Below are 24961 nucleotides of genomic sequence, written 5' to 3' on the forward strand. Positions count from 1 at the left end.
CGATCGAAAGACGCGGTGAACCGCGCCCCGACATCCCCCGACATCATCTCCCCCCTGGAGGGGGCACCCCCCACCCCCTCCCTCTTTCCATCAAACCGCAGGCGAGACATTCCGGCATGAAAGCACCCCGCTTCCGCGTTTTCCTGGCAGCCACGACCTGTCTCGCCGCGCCCGCTTTCGCGCAGGCGCCCGCGCGCGACGACGCGGGGCTGCTGTTCGCGCTATCGGGGGAGACGGGCGCGACCGCCGAGCGCGCCGTCGGTCTCGCCACCCCGATCTTCGCCGATGGCGTCAAGACCGTCGCCGACGGCCGCGTCGGCCAGGCGCTCTCGCTCGCGGACCAGCTCGCCCTCGCCTGGTCCGCCCCCGGCAACATCATCGCGCAGCGCGGCACCCTGTCGTTCTTCTTCCGCCCGCGCACCCCGCTCGGCACCACCCCATTCCCGCTGTTCCGCATCGGCGACAGCGACGGCACGAGCTGGGACATGGCCTGGGGCCGGATCGACTGGAACGGCCACGGCTTCGACGCCTTCGTCACCGATACCGGCCTCGCCCGCACCCGCGTTTCGTTCAAGATCGATTCCGTGCCGTCGCCGACCACGTGGATTCACGTCGCCTTCGCGTGGGACGAGACGACCGGCGTGAAGCTGTGGATCGACGGCAAACCGGTCGCGCAGGCCAATCGCAAGGCGGTCTATGATGGCGGTCTGTTCGGCTTCGGTCCGTTCCAGCGCATCGTTTCGCCGTATCAGGTGCAGAGCCAGTATAATTACATCCGTTCCGGCGACATGGACGAGATTCGCATCTACGATCACCGGCTAGACGATGCGCAGGTCGCCGCGCTCGCCGCCGCGCAGGCGCCGGCGGTGCCCGCCGCCCCGCCCCGCTCGCTCGCCGATGCCACGACCCGCGACGAATGGTGGCTGCGCTACGGCTGGACCCGCACCGCGCCCGACTATCTCGCCAGCCCGGAAACGCGAATCCGCAAGGTCGAATTCGTCGACACGCGCGACCAGAAGGAGCGGATGTTCCGTGGCGCCGACGGCATCCGCGAGACGACATGGCCGGGTGTCTATAACCGCTCGCGCCTGCCGGGTCGGCACGACTATTTCGAACTGCCCGACTGGAACGTCTATTCGACCGGCGGCAAGACCTACACGCTCACCCTGCCCGACGAGCCGTGGAACCGGATCGAGATCAACGGCCCGGCCTATGGCACGCTCAGCGACTTGGGCGGCACGCTGCTCACGCGCCCAGCCGGGCTGGAGCGGACCTCGACCGCGCTCGCCAGGGAACGTCGCGGTGGCACGCTGCGCTTCGAAAACATCGCGCAGGAAACCCCGATTGAGGAGATCGGCGCCTATGACGTGACCGCCGGCGCCGTCCCCGACGATCCCGTGGTGATGAGCTACACGCTCGATGCAAAGGCCGATCCCGCCAGCTACCCCGCGCTCGATACACTGCGCCGGACGATCGCCGGACGCTACACCGCCGACGAACGCGCGACGATCGTCGCGCTCCCCGCCGGCGCGCCGCGCAAGCCCGCCGCCGCACCGGCGCCGCGCGGCTTGCCACTTGTCCACATCCTCATCCCCGGTGATTTCCGCGACAGCCGGCCCGGTGGCGCGATCTCGCGCTTCGCTTATGGCACCGAGAATATGAATGTCGGCCTCGACGGCCTCGCGATCGACCTGCCCGCGCTCGACGTGCAGCCGACTCACGGCGGGCTGCTGCCGCTCAACATCCGCGTCAAAGACCCGACCTGGCCCGACCGCGATCTGCTCGACATCAACGTCTCGGTGAAGCCGCACGAGGCGCGCACGCTCTGGCTCGACACGCGCGACCGCATCCTCCCGCCCGGCGCGAGCCTCTACGTCACGATCGCCGCCGCCGGTGGCGGCTTCGATGCCGCCAAGCTCGACGGCACGCGTGTCCGCCTGCTCTACAAGCCCGCCGTCGCCGCCAAGCCCGAGCATGTCGCCGACCGCTTCGAACAGGCGCGCGACAACCTCGCCTTTCTGGTTGAGGAACAGCCCAACACGCGCGCCTATCCGGTCTGGGATCGCTTCGAGCGCGACATATCGGACGTGCTGCGCGTCGATCCCGACAATGCGGTCGCGCGCGCCTATTGGGTCGAGAAGAACCCCAATCAGCCCTATGCGGCCTTCACCCAGCCGACCCCGCCCGCCGGCGTGCCGCTCTGGGCGTCCCGCCAGAGCGAGGATCTCAAGCTCTACCGCCGCTTCGTCGACTGGTGGATCGACAACCGCCAGATCGCCGACGGCGAGTTCGGCGGCGGCCTTTCCGACGACACCGATCTCGTCAACCAATGGGTGCCGCTCGCGCTGATGGGCGTCGAACCCGCCCGCCTCGCCGCCTCGCAGCGCCGCGTGCTCGACGCGACTTATGCCAACGGCATGTGGTCGGACGGGTTGAGCCGCATCCGCGCCGACGAACTGCACAGCTACGAAGAGGGGATCAATTCGGTCGCGCAGTCGCTCCAGCTCAGCCCCGGCGATCCCACCGCGATCGAACGCGCGATGGCGGTGGCGCGCAACTATCCGCGCCTGATCGCGGCCAACCCCGCCGGGCATCATCATATCGTGTCGAGCTATTACAGCGGCACCGATATCGTGCGCGAAGGCGTGTGGGGCTGGCAGCGTCCCTACAGCCTGCTCATCACCCACCCCGGCCTGCTGCTCGCCGATTACAACGGTGCGCCCGCGGTGAAGGCGGCGCTGCTGCCGCTGCTCGACGATTGGCTCGCCCACGGCAAACAGGCGCCCGACGGAAGCTGGACCTATCCGTCCGAGATCGAATGGGCCACCGACGCGACCCGCGGCACCGGCGTGGTCAGCGCCGCCAACGTCTTCTGGGCCGCCTGGACCTGGACCCACGACGGTCGCTACCTTCGCCCGATCACGGCGGACCTGACCCATCACAACCTCGCCGCCCTCTCCCGCCTCAACCCCGATCTCCTGACGCGCCTCCCCGGCGGACCGGCCCTCGTCCAACAGATCGCCGCGGGCACCGTCACCGCGGCCGGCGTGGACAACGATCGCAATCTTGGCGGCAGCACCGACGCCGACTTCGCCCGCTTCGTCCGCTGGCAAAGCACCGGCGACAAGACGATCCTCGCCGATCTGTTCGGCGCCGAAATCGAGTCGGACAGCCAGCGCATGCACCTGCTGACCGAGGGGCATTTCTGGTCGGATCGCGTCAGCGTGCCGATCGAGCTGCTTCAGCGCACCCGCCTCGGCGGCGTCGCCCACCGCCGCAACGCCTATGCGCCCGGCAATCTCGTCCGCTGGCAATTCGGCCCCGCCGCAACCGCCGAAGACGTCGCGCTCCTGATCCCGGCCGGCGACCCGCGCCACTTCAAGGTCATCGCCTATAATCTGACCGATCGCCCGATCACCGCGACCATGATCGGCGACGGTGTAGCCGCGGGCCGTTGGTCTATGACGGGCGGAATCGACGCCAATGACGACGACCACGCCGATGTGCCATCCGCGGCGACGCCGATCGGTCTGGAACAGGGCGCTTCCGTCGCGCTCGCGCTGCCGCCTCGGCAAACCAGCGTGTTCGAATTCACACTGGCGGCGGCGGGTGAGGAACCGCGCACCCGCACCGACATCGGCCTGTCCGCGGACGATCTCGCGGTGAGAGGCGCGGGCCTGATCGCGACCATCCATAGCCTTGGGGCGAAACCCACGCCGGCCGGCACCGCGACATTGACCGACCAAGCGGGCCGGGCGATCGCGACGGCACGGTTCCCGGCCTTGGACGCGCCTTCCGATCTGCTTCCGAAAACGACGAGTGTCCGCTTCGCCCTCCCGCGCGGCGCCACGCCGGAAACACTTTCCGTCACGCTCACGCTCGATGGGACGCCCGCCGAAATCTCGACTACGAACAATCGCGCGCGGTTCGGCGCAACCATCGCCGGAGGAAGCCGCTAATCCGCTCCGATGTGATCGGCACGCCCGAGAGCATGGCGGGAGCAAGCGGAGGCCGTTATCGGCTATACGGCTGAATCAATTGGCCAAATCGAAGGTGGTACCAACCATCCTTTGCAGCTTTGCCCAAGCGAGTTGCTCACCGATGTGGAGACCTTGCAGGTACAGGCGATACGCGATCTTCACCATTTCCGGCGAGCTGCTTTCAGGGACGAAACACAAAAAGCGCCCCTCCGGATCATGAAGTTCCAGAACCCGATCCGGGTTATCGCCAAGCGGAGTCGAGACACGCGCTGGACAGTCGAGTGCGGCAAGATCACGGTTGAAGCTCTCGACAAAGAGCGCCTCGATCGATGTGGCATCGTTCATGACACCCCCCCGAACATGCGATCATCGGGCTCCCGAGCCGACGACAAAAACGCCGGGCGTGAAGATTTCGCGTCTCGATCCATAGCAAGGGCCGCCGCCCTTTTCTCCGCATGTTTCCCCAAGAGCTTGCCCGCCTATAATGCCGCTCCCGAATCGAAAGCTGCATGACCATATACAGCTCAGCGCGAGACGTCGCTGCGATAGGGTATATAGATGCGGTTTTTGGAGGCCGTGGGCTGCCAAGGCCATCTGCGAGCCACGAGGACGCGCCCGGGCCTCGCCAGCTTCAGGAACTCCGGTGACGCTCGGAGACCAGCAAGGTTGACGTAGCCGTCGCGCAAAGGCGTTCGGCCTCATCGACCAGACGGGCTTCGGTGAAGGCGACACGCCGTCCCAGCGAGATCAATCGGCCCATCGCGCGAACGCGGCCCGTCCGCGCGCTCAACGCGGATTGATAGCTGATCTTTATCTCGAGCGTGACACAGGTCATCGGCACCTCGGTCGCGCTGCTCGCCGCGAGGCCGCACGCCGAATCGAGCATCGTCGCCGCGAAGCCACCGTGTACGATCCCGAGCGGATTGTAATGCAGCGCGCCCGGCGTTGCCTCGAATACGACATGGCCTTTGTCGATTTCCACGAGGTCGATGCCGAGCAACTCCATCATCGGCGGGCGTCTTCCCTCGCTGATCATCGCACGAATTTCATCAAGGCCGGTCACAGGACGATCCCTTTGGCCGCCTGATACTCCGACACCAGCGCCGCACAGATTTCGGCGGCGGGCCGCACGGCACACGCGGTGCCTACGCCCTGCCCCGCCGACCAGATCGATTTCCAAGCACGCGCCTCTTCGGCAATCGACAGGGCACCATGCATGTCGGGCAGCGTCGCGGCGGCGAGGCTGGGCGCGAGGAAATTGGCGTTCACACCGGTGACCCTGTCCGTATAGACGACGTCGGCGGCGCGCGCGTCCAGCATCATCGCCTTCTGCGCGTCGCTCGCGAGGCTTTCCTCGGCGACGATGAAGTGCGAGCCGATATAGCCGAGATCAGCCCCCATCACGCGCGCTGCCGCGATGTGACGCCCCTGGGTGATCGCGCCAGCAAGGGCCAGCGGTCCGTCGAAGAACGTCCGTATCTCGGAGACGAGCGCGAACGGGCTAAGCGTACCAGCATGGCCACCCGCGCCGGCGCACACCGCGATCAGCCCGTCGACCCCGGCCGAGACCGCCTTCTCGGCGTGGCGCGTGCTGATGACATCGTGCAACACCAGCCCGCCATAGCTCTGCACAGCGCGCACCACCTCCGATACGGCGCCTAGCGAGGTGATGACCAGCGGCACCTTGTGCGCAACGATGCGCGCAAGATCGGCGTCGAGCCGAGTGTTGCTTTTGTGGACGATCAGATTGACACCGAAGGGTGCCGCACGGGGCACGGCGGTCAGCCGTGCCGCGATTTCTTCAAGCCATTGCTCGAAACCCTCCGTCGTGCGTTGGTTGAGCGCGGGGAACGTCCCGAGAAGCCCGGCCGTGCAGCAGGCAACGACTAGGTCCGGCCCCGACACGAGGAACATCGGCGCGACGATCGCCGGGATCGCTAGTCGCGACGAAAGGGCCGCCGGGAGCGTCAAAACGCGTCCTGATCGAGCGCCATCATCGACTTCTTGCCCGCCTTGATCTGGAGGAACAACGATGCCGTCTGCGGCAGAATCCGCTCGTAGAAGAAGGTCGCGGTCTTGATCTTGGCATCGTAGAACGCCTTCTCCTCGGTGCCGAACAGCAGCTTCAACCCGGCGATTTTGGTGGCGCGCGCATAGCAATACGCCATCGCGACGAGGCCGAGTAGCCGCAGGTAATCGCTGGCCGCAGCACCGGCTTCCTCGGGATCGGCGAGACCACGCTGCGCGATCGTCGCGGTGGAAAGCTGGAGCGCGCCGAAGGCACGGGCGAGGCCGTCGATCATCGGCTTCATCGGCCCCTCGCCGCTATTTTCCTCGATAAAGGCGGAGACGGGGTGGAAGAAGCTGCGCAGGTAGCGCCCGGTGTGCGCGCCGATCTTGCGCCCGACCAGATCGAGCGCCTGGATGCCGTTGGTACCCTCATAGATCATCGCGATCCGGGCATCACGGGCATATTGCTCGACGCCGCTTTCGCGGATGTAGCCGTGACCGCCGTAGCATTGCACCGCGAGATGCGCGCTCTCGTGGCCGAGATCGGTGAACAGCGCCTTCACCACCGGCGTCATCAGCGCGGTGAAATCGGCGGCGCGCTGCCGGACCTCGGGATCGGACGAATGCTTCTCGGCATCGAGCGCCCGCGAGACCCACCCCGCGATCGCGCGGCACCCCTCATTATACGCACGCATCGTCATCAGCATGCGGCGCACGTCGGGATGCACGATGATCGGATCGGCGGGACCGTCAGCGTTCTTGACGCCCGACAAGGATCGACCCTGCAAGCGATCCTTAGCGTAGTACACCGCCGCCTGATAGGCGGCCTCGCCGACGCCGAGCCCCTGGATGCCGACCGAGACGCGCTCGGCGTTCATCATCGTGAACATCGCGGCCATCCCCTTGTTGGGCTCGCCGACCAACCAGCCGACTGAGTCGTCGAAGTTCATCTGGCAGGTGGCGGACGCCTTGAGCCCCATCTTGTGCTCGATCGCGCCGCACGCGACACCGTTGGACGGCCCGATGCTGCCATCATCCTTGGGCAGATATTTGGGCACGAGGAACAGGCTGATCCCCTTCACCCCCTTCGGCGCATCGGGCAGGCGCGCGAGCACGAGGTGGATGATATTCTCGGTCAGGTCGTGCTCGCCGGCCGAGATGAAGATCTTCGAACCGGTGACGCGGTAGCTGCCGTCCTCCTGCGGCACCGCGCGGGTACGCAATAGGCCGAGATCTGTACCGCAATGCGACTCAGTCAGGCACATCGTTCCCGACCATTCGCCGCTCACCAGCTTGGGCAGATAGGCGCGCTTGAGATCCTCGCTCGCATGCCCCTCGATCGCGACCGCCGCACCGTGGCTGAGGCCGGGATACAGGCCGAACGACAGGTTGGCGGAGCAGCTCATCTCCTCGACGAGCTTGCTCACCGCTTCTGGCAGGCCCTGCCCGCCCCATTCGGGATCGGAGGCGAGTGACGTCCAGCCGCCTTCGGCGAACTGCTTGTAAGCTTCCTTGAACCCTTCCGGCGTGCGGACCACGCCATTTTCAAACTGGCAGCCTTCCTCGTCGCCCGAACGGTTGATCGGCGCGAGCACCTCGCGGGAGAAGCGCGCGGCTTCCTCCAATACCGCATCGGTGAGGTCGGGGGTGAACTCCTCGAGCGCCGGGATGCCGCCGAAGCCGTCATCCTGATGCAACTCGTTGAGAACGAAGCGCATGTCGCGCAGCGGAGCGTCATAGACTTGCATGGGTTCAGTCTCTCAATTGCGCAGCGGTTTGCCGGTTTCGAGGATGGCTTCGATACGCGCCTGCGTGCGACCATCGCGCACCAGCTTGGCGAAGCCTTTGCGTTCGAGCGCGAGCAGGTCCGCCTCGGTGACGGTATCGACCAGATCGGCCTCACCGCCGGTCAGCACATCGGCGAGGAAGCCCGACACCACGCCATCATAGTCAGTGGCGAGGCCGCGCGCCTGGAAGCCCTTCACCGCCATCTCGAGCGCGACGCGCCCGCTGGCACCGGGCAGGCGGAAGACGGGCGGCTCGGGCGGCTGATAGCCTTCGGCGAGCGCGAGCGCCTTGGCCTTGGCGTCGGCGAGCAACCGGTCACGGTTCATGGTGATGCCGTCGCTTGGGCGCAGGAAACCGAGTTCCTTCGCTTCCGCCGCAGACTTGGAGACGGTCGCGGTCGAGACCGTCTCGAACACTTTGGCGACCGCGGGCATCGGCCCCTTGGGCATCGCCGGATTGCTGCGCCAACGGTCGAGCATTTCGCCGCACCCGCCCCAGCCGGGGATCAGCCCGACACCGCATTCGACGAGGCCGATATAGCTTTCCGCATGCGCCTGCACCGCATCGCTGTTGAGCAGGATTTCGCACCCGCCGCCGAGCGCCATGCCGAACGGCGCGCTCACCACCGGGAACGGCGCGTATTTGAGCGCCTTGTACGCCTCCTGCCCGCCTGCGACGAGTTTTTCGATCTCGCCCCATGCGGCGATGTTCAGCGCGAACAAGGCGAGACCGAGGTTGGCCCCCGCCGAAAAGCTCTTGCCCTCGTTGTAGACCACCAGCGCCTTGAACTTTTCGGTGACGATCGGGATCGCCTTGCCGATCAGCGCCATCACCTCGCCGTCGAGCGCGTTCATCTTGCCGGTGAATTCGAGCGCCGCGACGCCGTCGCCGATGTCCCACAGCGCCGCCGACGCGGTCTTGACGAGCGGCTTGGAGATCAGCTTGATGTCGGCGAGCAGCAGCACGCCCTCGGGTCGCACGACATCGTGATAGTCGCCGTCGAGGCCGAGATGCTGGCGCACGCCATTCTCGACCCGGTAGAAGCTGCGCTCACCCGCCAGCGTCAGGATCGCCGGCACGGGCTTGCCCTCGTCCGCCAGCCGTTTCGCCAGCGTCGCCGCACCGATCTTGTCGATCAGTTCAAACGGGCCGAAGTTCCAATTGTAGCCGAGCTTCATTGCGGTATCGATCGAGACGATGTCGTCGGCGGCCTCCGGCACCAGCCCGGCGGCATAGCTGAGCGTCTGGCCGAGGATCGCCCAAGCATAGGCGCCAGTCGTGCCCGGCACCGCGAGCAGCGCGCCGAGATCACCCTTCGCCGCCGCGCCGGGCAGCGATTGTGGCGTGATGACCGGGCGATATGCGCCGGTCGTGAGGTCGATCGCTTCCTTGCGTTTGCCCGCCTCGCGGTTGAGCCGGTAGAAACCGCCCTTCCCCTTGCGGCCGGTATAGCCGTCCGCGATCATCGTGCCGATCAGGGGCGGGATCGTCGAAATCGCCTGATAGGGGTCATCCTTGGGCAGCGTCTCGGTGAGGCTCTTCTGGAGATGCGGCATCAGATCGATGCCGACCAGATCGACCAATCCGAACACACCCGTCTTGGGCACACCCATCGGCTTGCCCGCGATCGCGTCGGCTTCTTCCACGGTCAGCCCGAGTTCGAAGGCGGCATTGAGCGCGGCCTGAATCCAGAACGTGCCGACGCGGTTGGCGATGAAGCCGGGCGTATCCTTAGCGACCACGATCGTCTTGCCGAGCGTGCGATCGGCAAAATCAGACACGCGCGCGACCAACGCCGCGTCGCTCGCCGGGCCGGACACGATTTCGAGCAGGCGCATGTAGCGCGGCGGATTGAAGAAGTGGGTGATGAGGAAGTCGCGGGCGAACGCCTCCGAGCGTCCTTCGGTGAGATGGTCGAGCGGGATCGTCGAGGTGTTCGATGATACTGCCGTTCCAGGCCGCCGCACCGCTTCGAGCTTGGTGTAAAGCTGCTGTTTGAGATCAAGCCGCTCGACGATCGCCTCGACGATCCAATCGCATTCCGCGACGCGGGCGAGATCGTCCTCGATGTTGCCCACTTCGACCAGCTTCGCGGCCGCCTTCGACATGAACGGCGCGGGCTCGGTCTTGAGCATCTTGGCGACCGCGCCCGCCGCGACGGCGTTACGGTCCGCCGGATCACGCACGATGTCGAGCAGCAGCACCGGAATGCCGGCATTGGCGACCTGCGCGGCGATGCCCGCGCCCATGGTGCCCGCGCCGATGACGCAGACTTTTTTGATCGGATCGCTCATTCCACCGCCTCCAGCACCGTGGCGATGCCCTGCCCGCCGCCGATGCACTGAGTCGCGAGCGCATATCTGCCGCCCTCGCGCTGGAGCAAAGCTGCCGCCTTGCCGACGATGCGCGCACCGGTCGCGCCAAGCGGATGGCCGATCGCGATCGCGCCGCCGTCGAGGTTCACCTTGGCCGTATCGAGACCAAGATCGCCGATGCAGGCGAGCGCCTGGCTGGCGAAGGCTTCGTTGAGTTCGACCACATCAATCTGGCCGGCATCAAGACCGGCGCGCTTGAGCGCCTTGCGCGACGCCTCGACCGGACCAATTCCCATGATCTCCGGCTGACACCCCGATACGGCGACCGACTTGATCCGCGCGAGGATCGTCAGTCCGTTGGCGCGCGCATACTCCTCGCTCGTCACCAGCACCGCGCTTGCGCCATCGGTCAGCGGCGACGACGTGCCCGCAGTCACCGTGCCCTCTTGGCTGAACGCCGGCTTCAAACCTGCCAAGGCCTCGGCCGTGGTGCCGGGACGCGGCGTGCCATCCTTGTCGACAACGCCCGCCTTGGTCGGGATCGGCACGATTTCGGCGTCGAGCTTGCCCGACGCCATCGCCGCCGCCGCCTTGTCCTGACTCGCCACAGCGAACGCCTCCTGCTGGGCGCGGGTGATCTGATATTTGTTGGCGACGTTCTCGGCAGTGTCGCCCATGCCCATATAGGCAGCGCTCTTCTTCGCCAGCACCGGGTTGGGGAGCGGGTTGAAGCCCATCATCGGCACCCGGCTCATCGACTCGACGCCCGCGCAGATGAAAGCCTCACCTGCGCCCAGTTGAATCTGCCCCGCAGCGATGTGGATCGCGCTCATCGAAGAGCCGCAGAAGCGGTTCACCGTCATGCCGCCAACCGAGAGCGGCAAATCCGCCAGCAAACCTACCAGCCGCGCCATATTGAAACCCTGCTCGCCTTCCGGAAAGGCGCAGCCAAGCACGATGTCCTCGATATCCTCCGCCTTAACGCCTGTCCGGTCGATCAGCCCGCGAATCACCGTTGCCGCGAGATCATCGGGTCGAACGCGCGCCAAAGCGCCCTTGCCCGCGAGGTGAAAGGGCGAGCGGGCATATCCCGCAATAACCACGTCGCGCATCAAACATGCCTCTCCATCGTTGTAGGGACTCGGTGTTTCCGAGCATCATTCCCTAATGGTGCGATAATTGACCTATACGTCAACTGATTTTTGCGGCAAAGAGTGATTCGCGTTGCAATCGTAGCGCCGAGACCAGCACGCCGGACAACCGGCAGGACGCAATGGTTGGGAGAGAGAGGATGATGTTACTGTTGGCAGCGGCCGCCGCTGCCGCGACCACCCCGGACATCGTGGTCGGTCGTTGGCAAACCCCTACCCGGCACGGTGTGGTGGAAATCACGCGATGCGGCACGTCGATCTGCGGGTCCCTGATCGAATCGGACGGCCTGCGCGCCGACCCGCACCTGAAGGACATCCATAACAAAGACGCTAGCCTGCGCACCCGCGCGCTAAAAGGGCTGACGATCCTCAAGGGCTTCACCTGGAAGCCAAGCGCCTGGAGCGGCGGCACGATCTACAACGCCGAAGACGGCGGCACCTACAACGCCACGCTCACCCCCACCAGCGCCGACCAGATCAAGCTCAAGGGCTGCATCGTCTGGCCGCTGTGCAAGACACAGGTGTGGACGCGTATTCGGTGATCACCTGATCGCCGGTTCACTAAAAAAAGACGAGAGGATGGAGAGGTACATGAACACATTCCGCAGGACTTCCGCGCTGGCGACGATGCCGGTGATGTTCCTGGCCTTCAGTGGCGTCGCGCATGCGAGCGCTTTTTACTTGCAGGAACAGTCGGTCAAGGGTGCCGGTCGCGCCTTTTCCGGCGAAGTCGCGGACCAGGGACCGGAATCGATCTGGTGGAACCCGGCGGCGATCGGCTGGCAGGATGGTTGCGCCGGCGCGCTCGGCGTCAGCGCCATCCTGCCGCGCGGCAATGTCGTCGATCGGGGCACGGTGATCGTTCGCCCCGGCCAGGCCCCCGCCGCCGTGGGTGGAGACGCCCGTACGCGCAACCCGATCCGCAATGGCGTGCTCCCGGCCGGATCGTTCGCGTGCGGCGTGGCGCCGCGCCTGTCGGTCGGCATCTCGATCAACGCGCCGTACAGCTTCACCACCGATTACCCCGCGACCAGTTGGGCGCGCTACAGCGCCGACCGGACCAAGCTGCGCACCTATGACATCGCGCCGACGGTCGCCTTTGCCGTCACCGACAATCTCGCGATCGGCGCATCGATGAACATCGAATATTCCGACGCCACGCTGTCGAACGCGCTGCCCAATCTGTCGCCGCTGCTCCCGGACGGCGAACAGCGTCTGTCGGGCAACGGGATCGACTTCGGCTACACCGTCGGCGCGCAATATCACGTCGGACCCTTCTCGATCGGCGGCAGCTACAAGTCGGCGATCAAGCACCGCCTCGATGGATCGGTGGCGATTACCGGACTTGTCGGCCCGCTCGCCCTGCAGAACCGCACGATCCGCACCACTGCCCGGTTCAGCACGCCCTGGCAGGCGATGGTCGGCGCACGCCTGGCAGTGACGCCGGCGATCACGCTCAACGCGCAGGCGGTCCGCACCGGCTGGTCCGAGTTCGACGCGATCCGGCTCGGCGGTCCGCTCAACACCGCGCTGCCGGAAAATTACCACGACACCTGGAGCTATGCAGGCGGCGTCGATCTCACCGTCTCGCCCAAGCTGACGCTGCGCGCCGGCGTGCAGCGCGACGAAAGTCCGACAAGCGACGGCAACCGCGATGCGCGCGTGCCCGACAGCGACCGCTGGAACTTCGCGGGCGGCGCGAGCTACGCGATGAGCAAGTCCTTCACGGTCGATGCAGCGGCGTCGTACATCACCTTCAAGGACGCGAAAATCGATCGTCTTACCGCAGCCTATGTCGGCACGCCCGCGCAAACGCCGGTCGTGGTCAACGGCGCGCTGACCAACGCGCATGCGGTCGTGCTGTCGCTCGGCGGCCGGCTGCGGTTCTGACGGAGACAATAGGATGCCCGCCCTCGCCTCGTCGCCCGCCGACACCGTGAACGAACCGTTCGCGATCCACCCGCGCCTCCTCACCGATCTGCTCGATCATGCGGTGGCGACCTGGCCGGAGCGGATCGCGATCGATTTCCTCGGTCGAACGTGGACGTACGGGGCGCTCGGCGCGCTCGTCGCGCATGCCGCGCGCGGGTTGCAGGATCAGGGGCTGAAGCCGGGCGACCGCTTCGGCCTCTGCCTGCCCAATTGCCCTTATTTCGTCGTGCTGTATTTCGCCGCGCTCCGGGTCGGGGCAATCGTGGTGCAGTTCAACCCGCTCTACACCGAGCAGGAACTCGATCATCAGATCCGCGATTCGGGCACGCGCATGATCGCGGTGCCCGATATCGGCGCGATCCACGACAAGGTGGAAACCGTCGCAAAGGGCACTACGATCGAGCGGATCGTGGTGTGCGGCATGGCGGACATGCTGCCGACGATACAGGCACTCGGCTTCACCTTCCTAAAGCGCAAGGATCACGCGCATATCGCCGACCGGCAGCTAAACCTGCCGCTGCGTGCCCTGCTCGCCAACAGAACCGCGCCCACGTCCGTCCCGGTGCGCCCGGACGACGTGGCGGTGCTCCAATATACCGGCGGCACCACGGGCGTACCGAAAGGCGCGATGCTCACTCACGCCAATCTCACGGCCAACAGCGCGCAGATGCTGGCGCACGTCGGCGGGCTCCGTCCGCTTCAGGAACGCACACTCGGCGTACTGCCGATGTTCCACGTCTTCGCGCTCACCACCGTACTCAACTTCTCGATCGAGATCGGCGCGGAGATGGTGTTGTTGCCGCGCTTCAACATGACGCAAATGCTGCGCACGCTGAAGCGCAAGCCGCCGACGCAATTTTTCGGCGTCCCGACCATCTACGCGGCTGTCAACGCACTGCCGGAAGCGCAGATACCCGATCTTTCGAGGGTGCGCGCGTGCATCTCAGGCGGCGCCCCGCTTCCCCACGAAGTCCGCGAGACCTTCGAGCGCCGCACCGGCGCCCGCGTGGTCGAAGGCTACGGCCTGTCCGAAGCCTCGCCCATCATCGCTTGCAATCCCCTCGAAGGGCTTCTCAAACCGGATAGCTGCGGCCCGCAGTTCCCGGCGACGATCCTCGAGATTCGCGACCCAGTGGCGCCCGAACGGCTCATGCCGACGGGTGAACGTGGCGAGGTCTGTGCACGCGGGCCACAGATCATGAAAGGCTATTGGGGAAAGCCGGCCGACACCGACGCAGTCTTTGTCGATGGCGCACTGCGCACCGGGGACATCGGTTATCTCGATGCGGACGGATATTTGTTCCTGGTCGATCGGATCAAGGATGTCATCCTGTGCGGCGGCTACAATGTCTATCCACGCACGATCGAGGATGCCACGTACCAGCATCCAGCCGTGAAGGAGGCGATCGCCATCGCCATCCCGGACGCGTATCGCGGCCAGTCGCCAAAGCTGTTCGTCGCGCTTCACGAGGGTCAGCATCTCGACGTCGCGGAACTCCGCCAGTTCCTTGAGGCGCGGATCAACAAGATCGAGATGCCCAAGGAGTATGAGTTCCGCGACAGCCTCCCCAAAACCCTGATCGGCAAACTTTCCAAGAAAGAGCTGATCGCGGAAGACAGGGCCAATCGTGCGTCGCACGAGAAAACATCTTGACCCAAATGCGCCTTCCTGTTCGTCAGCGCAGTATGCCGTGTGGGTGGAGCGACAGGTGAATACGTCGGAAAATCTGGAAAGTGTCAGGGCATTGGTCCGCAAAGCCCCTGCTGACGGTGTAAGAAAAGGCATCCAAGAAGTTGCCGAACAGCTCGGGGTCACGCAGCGGACACTGCGTTTCTACGAGGGGAAAGGCTTGATCGAGCCCGAACGCGTCGGCAGCACACGTGTCTACACGCGGCGAGACATCGGCCGGATGCAACTCATCCTGCGCGGCAAGCGCCTCGGCTTCTCAATCCGAGAGATCGTGGAATTTCTCGATCTGTACGACGCCGATCCCGCGCACGTCGAGCAGATGGCGCGGCTCGCCGAACGCGTCCGCGAGCGGCTGAGCGATCTCGAAAAGCAGCAGGTCGCGCTGGTCGATACGATCCGCGAGTTGCGCCAGATCGAACATGAGGCGATGGAGCGGTTGGAACAAGCCGGCGCGCTCGAACGCACGGCGGCGAAAAGATCCCGGCCTCCCGCACGCTGACGCCGGCGATCGCCCCGGGTCACAGGGCGCGCGTCTTGCCAAATTTCCGCGATGTCGTACGAACATACAAGATCAACTCCGGGAGGCCGCGTGGAGAAACCCGATCGTCCGGTGCGCAGCGCCACGATCATCGACGTGGCGGCGCGCGCGGGCGTTTCCGCGATGACGGTGTCGCGCGTCATCAACGGCCGGGACGGAGTCCGTCCCGAAACGCGTGAAGCGGTCGAAAGCGCGATCGAGGCGCTGTCCTATACCCCTAACACCGCCGCACGCAGCCTCGTCACCGCGGCCGAATTGCGCGTGGGCGTGGTCTATTCCAATCCAAGCGCCGCGTTCATGAGCGAGTTCCTCACCGGCATCTTCGAGGAAGCCTCCACGCGCGGCGCCCGCCTGATCCTGCTGAAAGGCGAAGGTGGCGCACCGCCGCACCGGCCCGCGCTGGAGAAGCTCGCCGAGTCGGGGCTGTCGGGCATCATCCTCGCCCCGCCGCTCGGCGAGGCGCCGATCGTGTTGAACGTGCTGCGCGGCCTGGGGCGGCCGCTCGCCGCGGTGGGGGCGTATGATGTGCCCGACGCGACCTGCGTCCGCATCGACGACCGCCGTGCAGCATGCGAGATGACGCAATATCTGCTCGAACTGGGCCACCGGCGGCTCGGCTTCGTGCTTGGCAACCCCGATCAAGCCGCGAGTGCCGAGCGCATGGCCGGCTTCTACGATGCCGTGCGCGACGCGACCAACGTCGAGGTGAAAGTGGCACAGGGGGACTTCAGCTACGGTTCCGGCCTGATCGCGGGCGAACAATTACTCGACGGTCCCTCGCCCCCAACCGCGATCTTCGCGAGCAACGACGATATGGCGGCGGCGATCGTATCGGTCGCGCATCGGCGGCAACTTGACGTGCCGCGCGAACTCACGGTCGTCGGGTTCGACGACACCACCGCCGCGGTTACGCTGTGGCCTCCACTCACCACGATCCGCCAGCCACTCCGCCAGCTCGCCGCCGAGGCGCTGGCCGTGGTCGCGTCCGAAGCAACCGGCAGCAACCGGAAAGCGCGCCGACGCCGCGAACGCGTGCTCGACCATAGCATCGTCAAGCGCGCGTCCACCGCTCGGCCCGCTTAAGCGGAGGTCGAATCCTTTCCCGCATAGCGGAACCATTCGAAGTCGGCGGGCATCGCCGTGCCGGACAGATCCTGGCACGCCATGCCGACGAAGGTGCCGGTGAAGTTCGGCATGCCAGGCGCCGTCACCTCGTCGGAAAGGATGCTCGCGTCGAAGGCCGTCGGCACGACCTCCCACTCGGAGCCATCCACCCGCCAGGCGAAGTGCAGCACATCCAGGGCGACCGTCACGCGCAACTCTATCGCGCCTTCAGGTAAGGTCGGCACGACGACGCTAGTCTCGCATCCGATTTCAGGATGGGCCGACATCACCTGAAGCTGGCGCACACCAGCGTCCACCGTCACGTTCAGATAATGGAATTTGGTGGAGTTGTAATAGCAGATCAGGCCGGCCGCCTGCTGGAAGTGAGTCGGCGCGAACTCCATACGCGTCGTCGCCGTATAGTCGAAATGCTCCTGCCGACGCGCGACCAGCGCTTGCCGAAAGTGGCTCCCGACCGTCTCGCGCCCGAACAGGCGGAGGCGGCCGGGACGGGCCGTAAGGCTGAACAGGTCGTTTGGATCGGGCGTGCGCAGCCACTGAAACTCTTCAGGCAGATCGGGCTGATCGAAGCGACCGTCCCATACGCGCTGCGGCCAGGGCACAGGCGCCAGATCCGGCGCTTGTGGCGCCAACTCGGGCTCGGCATCGCCGTTGATCGTGCGCAGCCAGCCGTCTTCGCCCCAGCGCACAGGCTGGATCGCCGTTTCCCGACCGAACACACAGCGCTCGCGCCCCGGTAGCGGACGCCCGCAGAGATAGGTCAGCCAGGTCGTGCCGTCGGCAAGGTCGACGAGATCGCCGTGCCCGGCGCGCGCGATCGGCGCATCGCGTCGTCCGCGCGCCGTCAACACCGCGCCATCGGGATGCACTTCGTACGGCCCGAAGATCGAACGCGATCGCGCCATCACGACCGCATGGTCCCAGCCCGTGCCGCCTTCGGCCACCATCAGATGATACCAGCCATCGCGCTTGTAGAGATGCGGGCCTTCAGTGAAGCCGCGTTCGGTGCCGGTGAAGATCAGCTTCGCCTCGCCGATGAGCCGCAGCGCGGCGCGATCGAACTCCTGGATCACGATGCCGGCGAAGCGGCCCCGGTTTGGCCGGTGATCCCACAACATGTTGAGCAGCCAGCTCCGGCCGTCGTCATCGTGGAACAGCGCCGGATCGAAGCCGCTGCTGTTGAGGTAGATCGGATCGGACCAGTCGCCGTCGATCCGGTCGCACGTCACCGCATAATTGTGAAAGTCGCGCAGAGACGCGCCGGACGCGCCGTTCACCGTGGTCTGGCCATAGCGCTTTACATCGCTGTAAATGAGCCAGAATTTCCCGTCGACGTAGCTGAGATCGGGTGCCCAGACGCCGCAAGAATCGGGGTCGCCGCGCATATCGAGCTGGGCGGCGCGGCGCAGCGGGCGCGCGGCGAGGCGCCAGTGCACCAGATCGCGGCTGTGATGGATCTGCACGCCCGGATACCATTCGAACGTCGAGGTGGCGATGTAGATGTCGCCCCCCACGCGCACGATCGAAGGGTCGGGGTTGAAGCCGCGAAGGATGGGGTTCTGAAGGCGGGTCATGCGGGCTTACGCACCAAGGTCCACAACAATATCGCTCCTATAAGATCCATAAGGCCGAGCAGGATGAAGAACGGCTCGTAACCGACCAGATCGACCATCCCGCCGAGCACCAGCGAGAAGACCAGCACGCCGAGGTTGCCGGCCAGCCCGGCCAGCCCCGCGGCGGTCGCCACTTCGTTGCGGCGGAACAGATCGGAGGCCATCGTGATAACGGTAACAGAGAGGGTCTGGTGCGCGAAGCCGCCCAGACACAGCAAGGCGATCGCCGCGTAGGGGCTGACGACGGTGCCGACCAGCGCCATTCCGGTCATCATCACCGCGCCGAGCGTGAATGCGCCGCGCCGCGCGTTGATCAGGGACACGCCGCGCCGCTGAAGGAAAGCCGCGACCGCCGGGCCGAAGAGGCAGCCGAGATCGGCCGCGAGAAACGGCAGCCACGCGAAGAGCGCAATCTGGGTGAGATCGAACCCACGCACCCGCACCAGATACAAGGGCATCCAGAACGACAGCATGCCCCAGACCGGATCGGCCAGCAGCCGCGGCAGCGCGATACCCCACAGATCGCGGCGACGCAGCAGCGACAGAATGGAAGGACGCGCCGAGTCGGCCGCGAGGCGCGTCTCCTGGCCGGCGGCGATATGCTCCCGCTCCGCCTCGCTCAAGTGGCGATGCCGCTGCGGCGTGTTGTACCAGGCGAGCCACGCCAGACACCAGACGACGCCGAGCCCGCCCGCGACGACGAAGGCGAGCCGCCAACTCTGCATCATCACCGCCCAGGCGACCAGCGGCGGCGCCAATACCGCGCCGAACGACGCGCCGATATTGTAGATGCCGCCGGCTGCACCGCGCTCGCGCGCCGGGAACCATTCCGCCACCAGCTTCTGCCCCGCCGGTTGCGCCGAGCCCTCGGCGAGGCCGAGCAACCCGCGCAGGCCGGCGAAACTCAGCCAGCCGGCCGCGAAGACATGCGCCATCGTGACCAGCGACCAAACCATCGCGCACAGGAAGAAGCCGATTCGCAGCCCGGCGCCATCGAGCAAATATCCCGCCAGCGGCTGAAGCATGACCCCGACCTGAAACGCGCCGGTGATCCAGCTATATTGCTGGGTGCTGATGTGCTGTTCCGCGAGGATCACCGGCGCGGCGACGCCGAGCACGGAGCGCGCGAGGTAATTGAGGATCATCGCGCCGACGAACAACGCGATGATCGTCCAGCGCAGCTTTGGAATGCGGGCGGAACGCAAAGGGGCAACTCCGTTAACGTAAACATCGCCGCGCCCTGATGGACATGCGGCACAAGGCGGCGGCGGCTCCGAAAACGATCCTGACGACCGTTTCTGGCGTAACGCCCTCCTGACGCTTGCACTAGCCGAGGTCACATCGCCTTGACAAGCATCGCTAGTAGGACTAATTCGAAGATGTTAACGTAAACATTGTGCGGCGCACAAAAGCAAAGCCGCCGTTGACGCCATGATGCTCGGTCCAACGGCACATGGGACTAGTAATGGCTACGAAAAGGGGAGAAAATACCTGAAACACATTCCTTCAGCATTGCAGCATCACGCTACGCTGTCACGCCCGATCAAGTGACCGCGATCGCCTCACGGCGAATCGGCGAAGATGCAAGCGCAGGCGCGCGGCTGACGTCCGCGCGGTGCAGAATCACCAACCGCTCCGGTCCTCGGTTTCGCGTCCGGAAGAAGCAAGAAACACGCCTTACAGGCCAGGGGAGATATACATGTCGTTGAAAGCTTTGGATTGCCGCTCATCCCTATTGCGTGGCGCATCGTTGGCGGCGGTCATCGCCTGTCTGCCCTTGCCGGCGTTCGCGCAAGCACCGGCGCAATCGGCCCCGGAACCCGCTGCGGAAGCGCCCGCGACGCTCGACGCGCAGACGCCCGCCCAGTCCGACTCCGCCGCACGCGACATCGTCGTAACCGGCTCGCGCATCGCGACGCGCGGCTTCACCGCGCCCACACCGACGACGGTGATCAGCGCGCAGGACATCGCGCAGAACGCGCAGCCGAACATCTTCAACACGATCGCGCAGTTGCCGTCGCTGCAAGGCTCGACCGGCACGCAGGTCAACACGTTCAGCACGTCGAGCGGCCAGCAGGGCCTCAGCTCGTTCTCGCTGCGCGGTGTGGGCGCGATCCGCACGCTGACGCTGCTTGACGGCCAGCGCGTCGTCGGCGCGAACGTGACCGGCGTGCCCGACGTCAGCCTGTTCCCGCAATTGCTGGTCCAGCGCGTCGATGTCGTCAACGGCGGCGCCTCGGCCTCCTACGGCTCGGACGCGGTCGGCGGCGTGGTCAACTTCATCACCGACACGCGCTTCACCGGCATCAAGGGCAATCTCCAGGGCGGTATCACCACCTATGGCGACAACAAGCAGATCCTGGCGCAGTTGGCGGTCGGCCACAGCTTCCTCGATGGCCGTCTGCATGTCGTCGCCAGCGGCGAATATGCCCATGACCAAGGCGTCGATGGCGGCGACTTCGGCCTGAAAATGGCGGGCGGTCGCAAGTGGTTCGACCAGACCTCGATGATCGATCGCGGCGTGCTCAACGACGGATCGCCGCAGTTCATCATCCGCAACAACGTTCAGTCGAACAGCTTCGCCAAATACGGCCTCATCACCGGCGGCCCGCTCCAGGGCATCGCGTTCGACCAGTCGGGCCGACCGTTCCAGTTCCAGTATGGCTCGAACGGCGTGCCGACGCGCTTGCCGGCGGGCGGCGTGAACGGTTGCTATGGCGGCTTCTGCCTCGGCGGCGATCTGTCGGGCAACGTCGATGTGGGCCGTTCGCTTCAGTCGGCGCTCCAGCGCGTAGGCGGCTACACCCGCGTCGGGTTCGATATCGCGCCTGACAACGAACTGTACGCGACCGTCAACGTCGGCCAGGTCAAGACCAACAACCAGCCTGTCAACGGCATGAATAGGCCGGGTCTCACCATTCAGTGCGACAATGCGTTCCTGCCCACCGCGATTTCGGATGCGTGCCGGACCGCGAACATCACCAACTTCCAGTTCGGCACCAGCAATGCCGCCCTTGGTAACACGCGCGTCTATACCAATCGCCGTCAGTATCGCTTCGTCGGCGGCGCGAAAGGCCGCGTGGCGGTCGCGGGCAGCGAATGGTCGTACGACATCTACGGCGAGCACGGCACGAACTATACCAACGTTGACGTCAACAACATCCTGCTCACCCCGCGCTTCAACAAGGCGATCGATGCGATCTCGCTGGGCGGTGCGATCGTGTGCCGCGACCCCGTCGCGCGCGCGAACGGCTGCCAGCCGCTCAACGTCTTCGGCGGCAACCCGTCCGCCCAGTCTCTGAAGTACATCATGCCGGATAACGGCCCGTACCAGCGCACCCGCCAGACGCAGGACGTGCTGAGCCTCAACTTCTCGGGCTCGCCGTTCAGCACCTGGGCAGGACCGCTCTCGATCGCGTTCGGCGGCGAGTTCCGTCATGAATTCTACAAGGTCACCGCCGATCCGTACGGCGCGGGCTTCGCCAACACGCCGGCCAACAGCGACTATCCGGCCGATCCGATCCTGAACGCCAGCGGCAATGGCAACTGGTATGCCGGCACGTACAAGAACGGTCACGGCGCTTACAGCGTCAAGGAAGGCTTCATCGAGACGAACGTGCCGCTCGCCGACTCGGAAGCGCTCGGCAAGGCGAACCTGAACGGTGCGGTGCGCATCACCGATTACAGCACCTCGGGTACGGTGTGGGCGTGGAAGATCGGCGGCACCTGGGCGCTGCCGATCGACGGATTGCGTATCCGCGCCGTCACCTCGCGTGACGTGCGTGCGCCCAACCTGTCCGAACTGTTCGCGGCACCCGTCACGCAGACGCTGCCGAACTTCTTCGATCCGTACACGAAGACCAACGTGCTGGTCGTTCAGAACCAGATCGGCAACACCGCGCTGAAGCCGGAAATCGCCCGCAACACGACCGCTGGCATCACCCTGGCCAATCCGAAATGGCTGCCGGGCCTGAACCTGTCGTTCGACTGGTACAAGATCAAGATCGATGGTGTCATCTCGGGCCTGAGCGCGAACGATATCGTCAATTTCTGCTTCCAGAACATCCTCACCTCGACCTGCAGCGCGTTCAACCTGAACCCCGCCAACGGCCAGACCTTCATCAATGTGCAGTCGTTCAACCTCGCTTCGATCGACACCGAGGGCTTCGACATCGAAGCCAGCTATCGCTGGCAGCGTCCGCTCGGTCTGCCGGGCAATTTCACGGTGCGCGCGCTCGCCACGCACGTGATGAAGTTCGTCACCGACACCGGCTTGCCCGGCACCATTCCGATCGACTCGGCCGGCGACAACACCGGCAACACGCCGAACTGGAAGTGGTTGGCGGTCCAGAGCTACGACACCGACTCGTTCTCGTTCCTGCTTCAGGAGCGCTGGTTCAGCAACGGCACCTACGGCAACAAGTACATCGTCTGCCAAGCCGGTTCCTGCCCGGTTTCAAACAACAACCACCCGACGATCGACAACAACTTCTATCCGGGCCGCTTCTACATGGACGTGGGCGGCAGCTACAATATCACCAAGGACTTCACCGCCTACTTCAAGATCGACAATATGTTCGATGTCGATCCGGCACCGTCGACGATCTTCAACAACCCGTCGCTGTACGATCAGCTCGGCCGCACCTTCCGTCTGGGCGTCCGCTTCAAGATGTAACCTCCCCCCTCTGATGGGGCGCGGCTTTCCGCCGCGCCCCTTTTTTTGTCTTGATGGGATGACGACCATGAAAGCAATGCTTGCGACCGCCTCGATCGCCGCTCTGATGACGGGCGCCCCCGTCGCCGCAGCGCCGGCGGCACCAAAGCCGGTGGTGGTTCGGATCGACACGGCGCGGCGCGCGACGCCGGTCAGCCCGCACGAATATGGCATGTTCATCGAGCCGATCGGCGGGCTGGTCAATCGCACGCTGTGGGCCGAACTGCTCGACGACCGCAAATTCTATTATCCCGTCGTTCCCGCCTCGCGCGACACGCCACCGCCGCTCAACGCCGAGGGCCGCCCCGGCGTGACCTATCGCAAATGGCGGCCGATCGGCGGCGATGATGCGGTGACGATGGACACGACCGCACCCTATGTCGGCACCCAGAGCGCGAGCGTGGCCGTCGGAGGCGCAACCCCGCGCGGGCTGAGCCAGGACGGCATCGGCGTGGCTCGGGGCAAGCGCTATACCGGGCACCTGTGGATCAGCGGCGATGCCGGCGCGGCGGTGACGGTGGCGCTGGTCTGGGGTTCGCGACCGGAGGACCGGCAAAGCATCGCCCTGCCCTCCGCCGCTGGCGACTGGCATCAGGCCGATTTCGCGTTCACTCCCACCGCCGACACCAAGGATGCGCGGCTGGAGATCACGGGCACTGGCACCGGGCGTTTCCGGATTGGCGCGGTCTCGCTGATGCCGGCGGACAATATCAACGGCTGGCGCGCCGACACCACGGCGATCGCCAAGTCGCTCAACTCTGGCTTCTGGCGGCTGCCGGGCGGCAACTTCCTGTCCGACTGGGACTGGCACGAGGCGCTCGGCCCGCGTGACAAACGTCCGCCGATGTTCGACCATGCGTGGAGCGCGATGCAGACCAACGATCTCGGCATGGACGAGTGGATGGACCTGTGCCGGATCATCGGCGTCGAACCCTATGTCACCGTCAACGCCGGGCTGGGCGACGCCAATTCCGCCGCCGAGGAGGTCGAGTATCTCAACGGTGCGGCGACCACCGACTGGGGCGCCAAGCGCGCCGCCAACGGCCATGCCGAGCCATATGGCGTGAAATGGTGGAACATCGGCAACGAGCCGTTTGGCTGGTGGCAGATCGGCAAGACTTCGCTGGATTACTACACGATCAAGCACAACGATTTCGCCGCCAAGATGCGCGCGCGCGATCCGTCGATCGTGCTGATCGCCTCGGGCGCGATGCCCGACCAGCTTCACCCCAAGGGCGTGAAGCAGAATTCCTCGCTGGAGAGCATCCAGCCCAAGTTCGGTACAGAGGAAGACTGGACGGGCGGCTTGTTCGCCAAATCCTGGGGCACCTTCCAGGGCATCACCGAACATTGGTACGATCGCGCCGAGGAGCGCCCCAACGCGCCGCGCGAGGACGAACTGATGGAGTTCGTGCGCTCGCCGTCGAACCATGTCCGCATGGAGGCGCTCGAATGGGGCATCTACCAGCAACGCTTCCCCAAGCTGCGCGATTCGGGCGTGTTCCTGTCGATCGACGAATATGCCTATATGGCTGGGCCGCCGACGCTGAAGTCATCGCTCGCCTATGCGACGGTGTTGCAGGAGATGCTGCGCCACACCGACTTCCTCAAGATGGCGGCGTTCACCACCGGCGTCTCGACGATGGACATCACCCCGACTGATGCGACGCTCAACGCGACCGGCATGGTGTTCAAGCTGTTCGGCGAGCATTTCGGCGCGGGCACGATTCCGGTCGCGGTTGACGGATCATCACCGCAGCCCGAGCCGAAATACCCGGTCGGCTATGCCCATCCCAAGGTGGTGGCGGGCAGCCCGACCTACCCGCTCGACGTGATCGCGGGGCTCTCCCCCGACGGCAAGACGCTGCGTGTCGGCGTGGTCAACGCGACCTATCAGCCGCAGCGGCTGACTCTTTCGCTCGCTGGCGCGACGCTGCGCGGCGGCGGGACGCGTTGGCTGCTGGGTGGCAAGGCGCTCACCGCCGAGAACAAGGTGGGCGCGCCTGCGGGCGTGACGATCCGCGAAGCCAAGGTCAGCGGCGCGGCGCGCGGGCTGGTCGTGCCGGCCACCTCTGCGGCGATTTACGAACTGCCGCTGCGGTGAG

At 65.6% G+C, this 24961-nt stretch carries 16 protein-coding genes; 8 read left to right on the forward strand and 8 right to left on the reverse strand.

What is annotated here, in order from left to right:
- Window positions 1–116: 116 nt before the first annotated feature.
- A complete protein-coding gene (locus tag BLS81_RS10845; RefSeq protein ID WP_093223809.1) occupies window positions 117–3959 on the forward strand; it encodes a LamG-like jellyroll fold domain-containing protein in 3843 nt (1280 codons plus the stop codon).
- Window positions 3960–4034: 75 nt separating this feature from the next.
- Here BLS81_RS10845 and BLS81_RS10850 read toward each other — a convergent pair whose 3' ends face one another.
- From BLS81_RS10850 to BLS81_RS10875, 6 genes are all read right to left on the reverse strand, one after another.
- Window positions 4035–4325: a hypothetical protein gene (locus BLS81_RS10850; RefSeq protein ID WP_093223811.1), complete on the reverse strand. Its 291-nt coding sequence runs from the start codon at window positions 4323–4325 to the stop codon at window positions 4035–4037.
- 286 nt (window positions 4326–4611) lie between these two features.
- Window positions 4612–5043: a PaaI family thioesterase gene (locus BLS81_RS10855; protein WP_093223812.1), complete on the reverse strand. Its 432-nt coding sequence runs from the start codon at window positions 5041–5043 to the stop codon at window positions 4612–4614.
- Window positions 5040–5951: an NAD(P)H-dependent flavin oxidoreductase gene (locus BLS81_RS10860; RefSeq protein ID WP_093223814.1), complete on the reverse strand. Its 912-nt coding sequence runs from the start codon at window positions 5949–5951 to the stop codon at window positions 5040–5042. Before BLS81_RS10860 ends, BLS81_RS10855 begins: the two co-directional genes overlap by 4 nt.
- Window positions 5948–7738 carry an acyl-CoA dehydrogenase C-terminal domain-containing protein gene (locus tag BLS81_RS10865; RefSeq protein WP_093223815.1) on the reverse strand — a complete coding sequence of 597 codons (1791 nt, stop codon included), beginning with the start codon at window positions 7736–7738 and terminating at the stop codon, window positions 5948–5950. Before BLS81_RS10865 ends, BLS81_RS10860 begins: the two co-directional genes overlap by 4 nt.
- Before the next feature lie 12 nt (window positions 7739–7750).
- Window positions 7751–10072, reverse strand: coding sequence for a 3-hydroxyacyl-CoA dehydrogenase/enoyl-CoA hydratase family protein (locus BLS81_RS10870; RefSeq protein WP_093223817.1), 2322 nt, complete (start codon window positions 10070–10072; stop codon window positions 7751–7753).
- The gene (locus BLS81_RS10875) at window positions 10069–11205 is read right to left on the reverse strand and encodes a thiolase family protein (protein ID WP_093223818.1); all 1137 of its coding nucleotides are present in this window, start codon (window positions 11203–11205) and stop codon (window positions 10069–10071) included. Before BLS81_RS10875 ends, BLS81_RS10870 begins: the two co-directional genes overlap by 4 nt.
- 179 nt (window positions 11206–11384) lie before the next feature.
- Between BLS81_RS10875 and BLS81_RS10880 the strand changes: the two genes are divergently transcribed.
- The 5 genes from BLS81_RS10880 (at window position 11385) to BLS81_RS10900 (ending at window position 16487) form a co-directional block, all read left to right on the forward strand.
- Window positions 11385–11786 carry a DUF2147 domain-containing protein gene (locus BLS81_RS10880; protein WP_093223820.1) on the forward strand — a complete coding sequence of 134 codons (402 nt, stop codon included), beginning with the start codon at window positions 11385–11387 and terminating at the stop codon, window positions 11784–11786.
- A gap of 49 nt (window positions 11787–11835) precedes the next feature.
- Entirely contained in the window at window positions 11836–13134 is a 1299-nt protein-coding gene (locus BLS81_RS10885) for an OmpP1/FadL family transporter (RefSeq protein ID WP_093223821.1), read from the forward strand.
- Between the two features lie 13 nt (window positions 13135–13147).
- Window positions 13148–14830: a long-chain-fatty-acid--CoA ligase gene (locus tag BLS81_RS10890; protein WP_093223823.1), complete on the forward strand. Its 1683-nt coding sequence runs from the start codon at window positions 13148–13150 to the stop codon at window positions 14828–14830.
- 91 nt (window positions 14831–14921) lie between these two features.
- Entirely contained in the window at window positions 14922–15365 is a 444-nt protein-coding gene (locus tag BLS81_RS10895; protein WP_176787152.1) for a MerR family transcriptional regulator, read from the forward strand.
- A 90-nt stretch (window positions 15366–15455) separates the two neighbouring features.
- Complete coding sequence (locus BLS81_RS10900) at window positions 15456–16487, forward strand: LacI family DNA-binding transcriptional regulator (RefSeq protein WP_093223826.1); 1032 nt, start codon at window positions 15456–15458, stop codon at window positions 16485–16487.
- On the opposite strand, the gene BLS81_RS10905 is transcribed toward BLS81_RS10900, so the two are convergent.
- Both BLS81_RS10905 and BLS81_RS10910 read right to left on the reverse strand, forming a co-directional pair.
- Window positions 16484–18103, reverse strand: coding sequence for a glycoside hydrolase family 43 protein (locus BLS81_RS10905; RefSeq protein WP_093223827.1), 1620 nt, complete (start codon window positions 18101–18103; stop codon window positions 16484–16486). The two genes, BLS81_RS10900 and BLS81_RS10905, sit on opposite strands and share 4 nt — an antisense overlap.
- A complete protein-coding gene (locus BLS81_RS10910) occupies window positions 18100–19347 on the reverse strand; it encodes an MFS transporter (protein WP_256326189.1) in 1248 nt (415 codons plus the stop codon). The genes BLS81_RS10905 and BLS81_RS10910 overlap by 4 nt, the downstream gene beginning before the upstream one ends.
- Window positions 19348–19841: 494 nt before the next feature.
- On the opposite strand from BLS81_RS10910, the gene BLS81_RS10915 reads away from it, so the two are divergent.
- Both BLS81_RS10915 and BLS81_RS10920 read left to right on the forward strand, forming a co-directional pair.
- On the forward strand, window positions 19842–22817 hold the full coding sequence (locus BLS81_RS10915; protein ID WP_093223829.1) for a TonB-dependent receptor plug domain-containing protein: 2976 nt from the start codon (window positions 19842–19844) through the stop codon (window positions 22815–22817).
- Window positions 22818–22884: 67 nt separating this feature from the next.
- Window positions 22885–24960 carry an alpha-L-arabinofuranosidase C-terminal domain-containing protein gene (locus BLS81_RS10920; RefSeq protein WP_256326190.1) on the forward strand — a complete coding sequence of 692 codons (2076 nt, stop codon included), beginning with the start codon at window positions 22885–22887 and terminating at the stop codon, window positions 24958–24960.
- Window position 24961 lies beyond the last annotated feature (1 nt).

Source organism: Sphingomonas sp. NFR15 (assembly GCF_900103265.1).
In the GTDB taxonomy this organism is placed as follows: Bacteria; Pseudomonadota; Alphaproteobacteria; order Sphingomonadales; family Sphingomonadaceae; genus Sphingomonas; species Sphingomonas pollutisoli.

What these genes read in the sequence shown, in the direction of transcription:
- BLS81_RS10845 (WP_093223809.1), top strand. Translation starts at nt 117, where the DNA reads ATGAAAGCACCCCGCTTCCGCGTTTTCCTGGCAGCCACGACCTGTCTC.
- BLS81_RS10850 (WP_093223811.1), bottom strand. Translation starts at nt 4,325, where the DNA reads ATGAACGATGCCACATCGATCGAGGCGCTCTTTGTCGAGAGCTTCAAC.
- BLS81_RS10865 (WP_093223815.1), bottom strand. Translation starts at nt 7,738, where the DNA reads ATGCAAGTCTATGACGCTCCGCTGCGCGACATGCGCTTCGTTCTCAAC.
- BLS81_RS10870 (WP_093223817.1), bottom strand. Translation starts at nt 10,072, where the DNA reads ATGAGCGATCCGATCAAAAAAGTCTGCGTCATCGGCGCGGGCACCATG.
- BLS81_RS10875 (WP_093223818.1), bottom strand. Translation starts at nt 11,205, where the DNA reads ATGCGCGACGTGGTTATTGCGGGATATGCCCGCTCGCCCTTTCACCTC.
- BLS81_RS10880 (WP_093223820.1), top strand. Translation starts at nt 11,385, where the DNA reads ATGATGTTACTGTTGGCAGCGGCCGCCGCTGCCGCGACCACCCCGGAC.
- BLS81_RS10885 (WP_093223821.1), top strand. Translation starts at nt 11,836, where the DNA reads ATGAACACATTCCGCAGGACTTCCGCGCTGGCGACGATGCCGGTGATG.
- BLS81_RS10890 (WP_093223823.1), top strand. Translation starts at nt 13,148, where the DNA reads ATGCCCGCCCTCGCCTCGTCGCCCGCCGACACCGTGAACGAACCGTTC.
- BLS81_RS10905 (WP_093223827.1), bottom strand. Translation starts at nt 18,103, where the DNA reads ATGACCCGCCTTCAGAACCCCATCCTTCGCGGCTTCAACCCCGACCCT.
- BLS81_RS10915 (WP_093223829.1), top strand. Translation starts at nt 19,842, where the DNA reads ATGTCGTTGAAAGCTTTGGATTGCCGCTCATCCCTATTGCGTGGCGCA.
- BLS81_RS10920 (WP_256326190.1), top strand. Translation starts at nt 22,885, where the DNA reads ATGAAAGCAATGCTTGCGACCGCCTCGATCGCCGCTCTGATGACGGGC.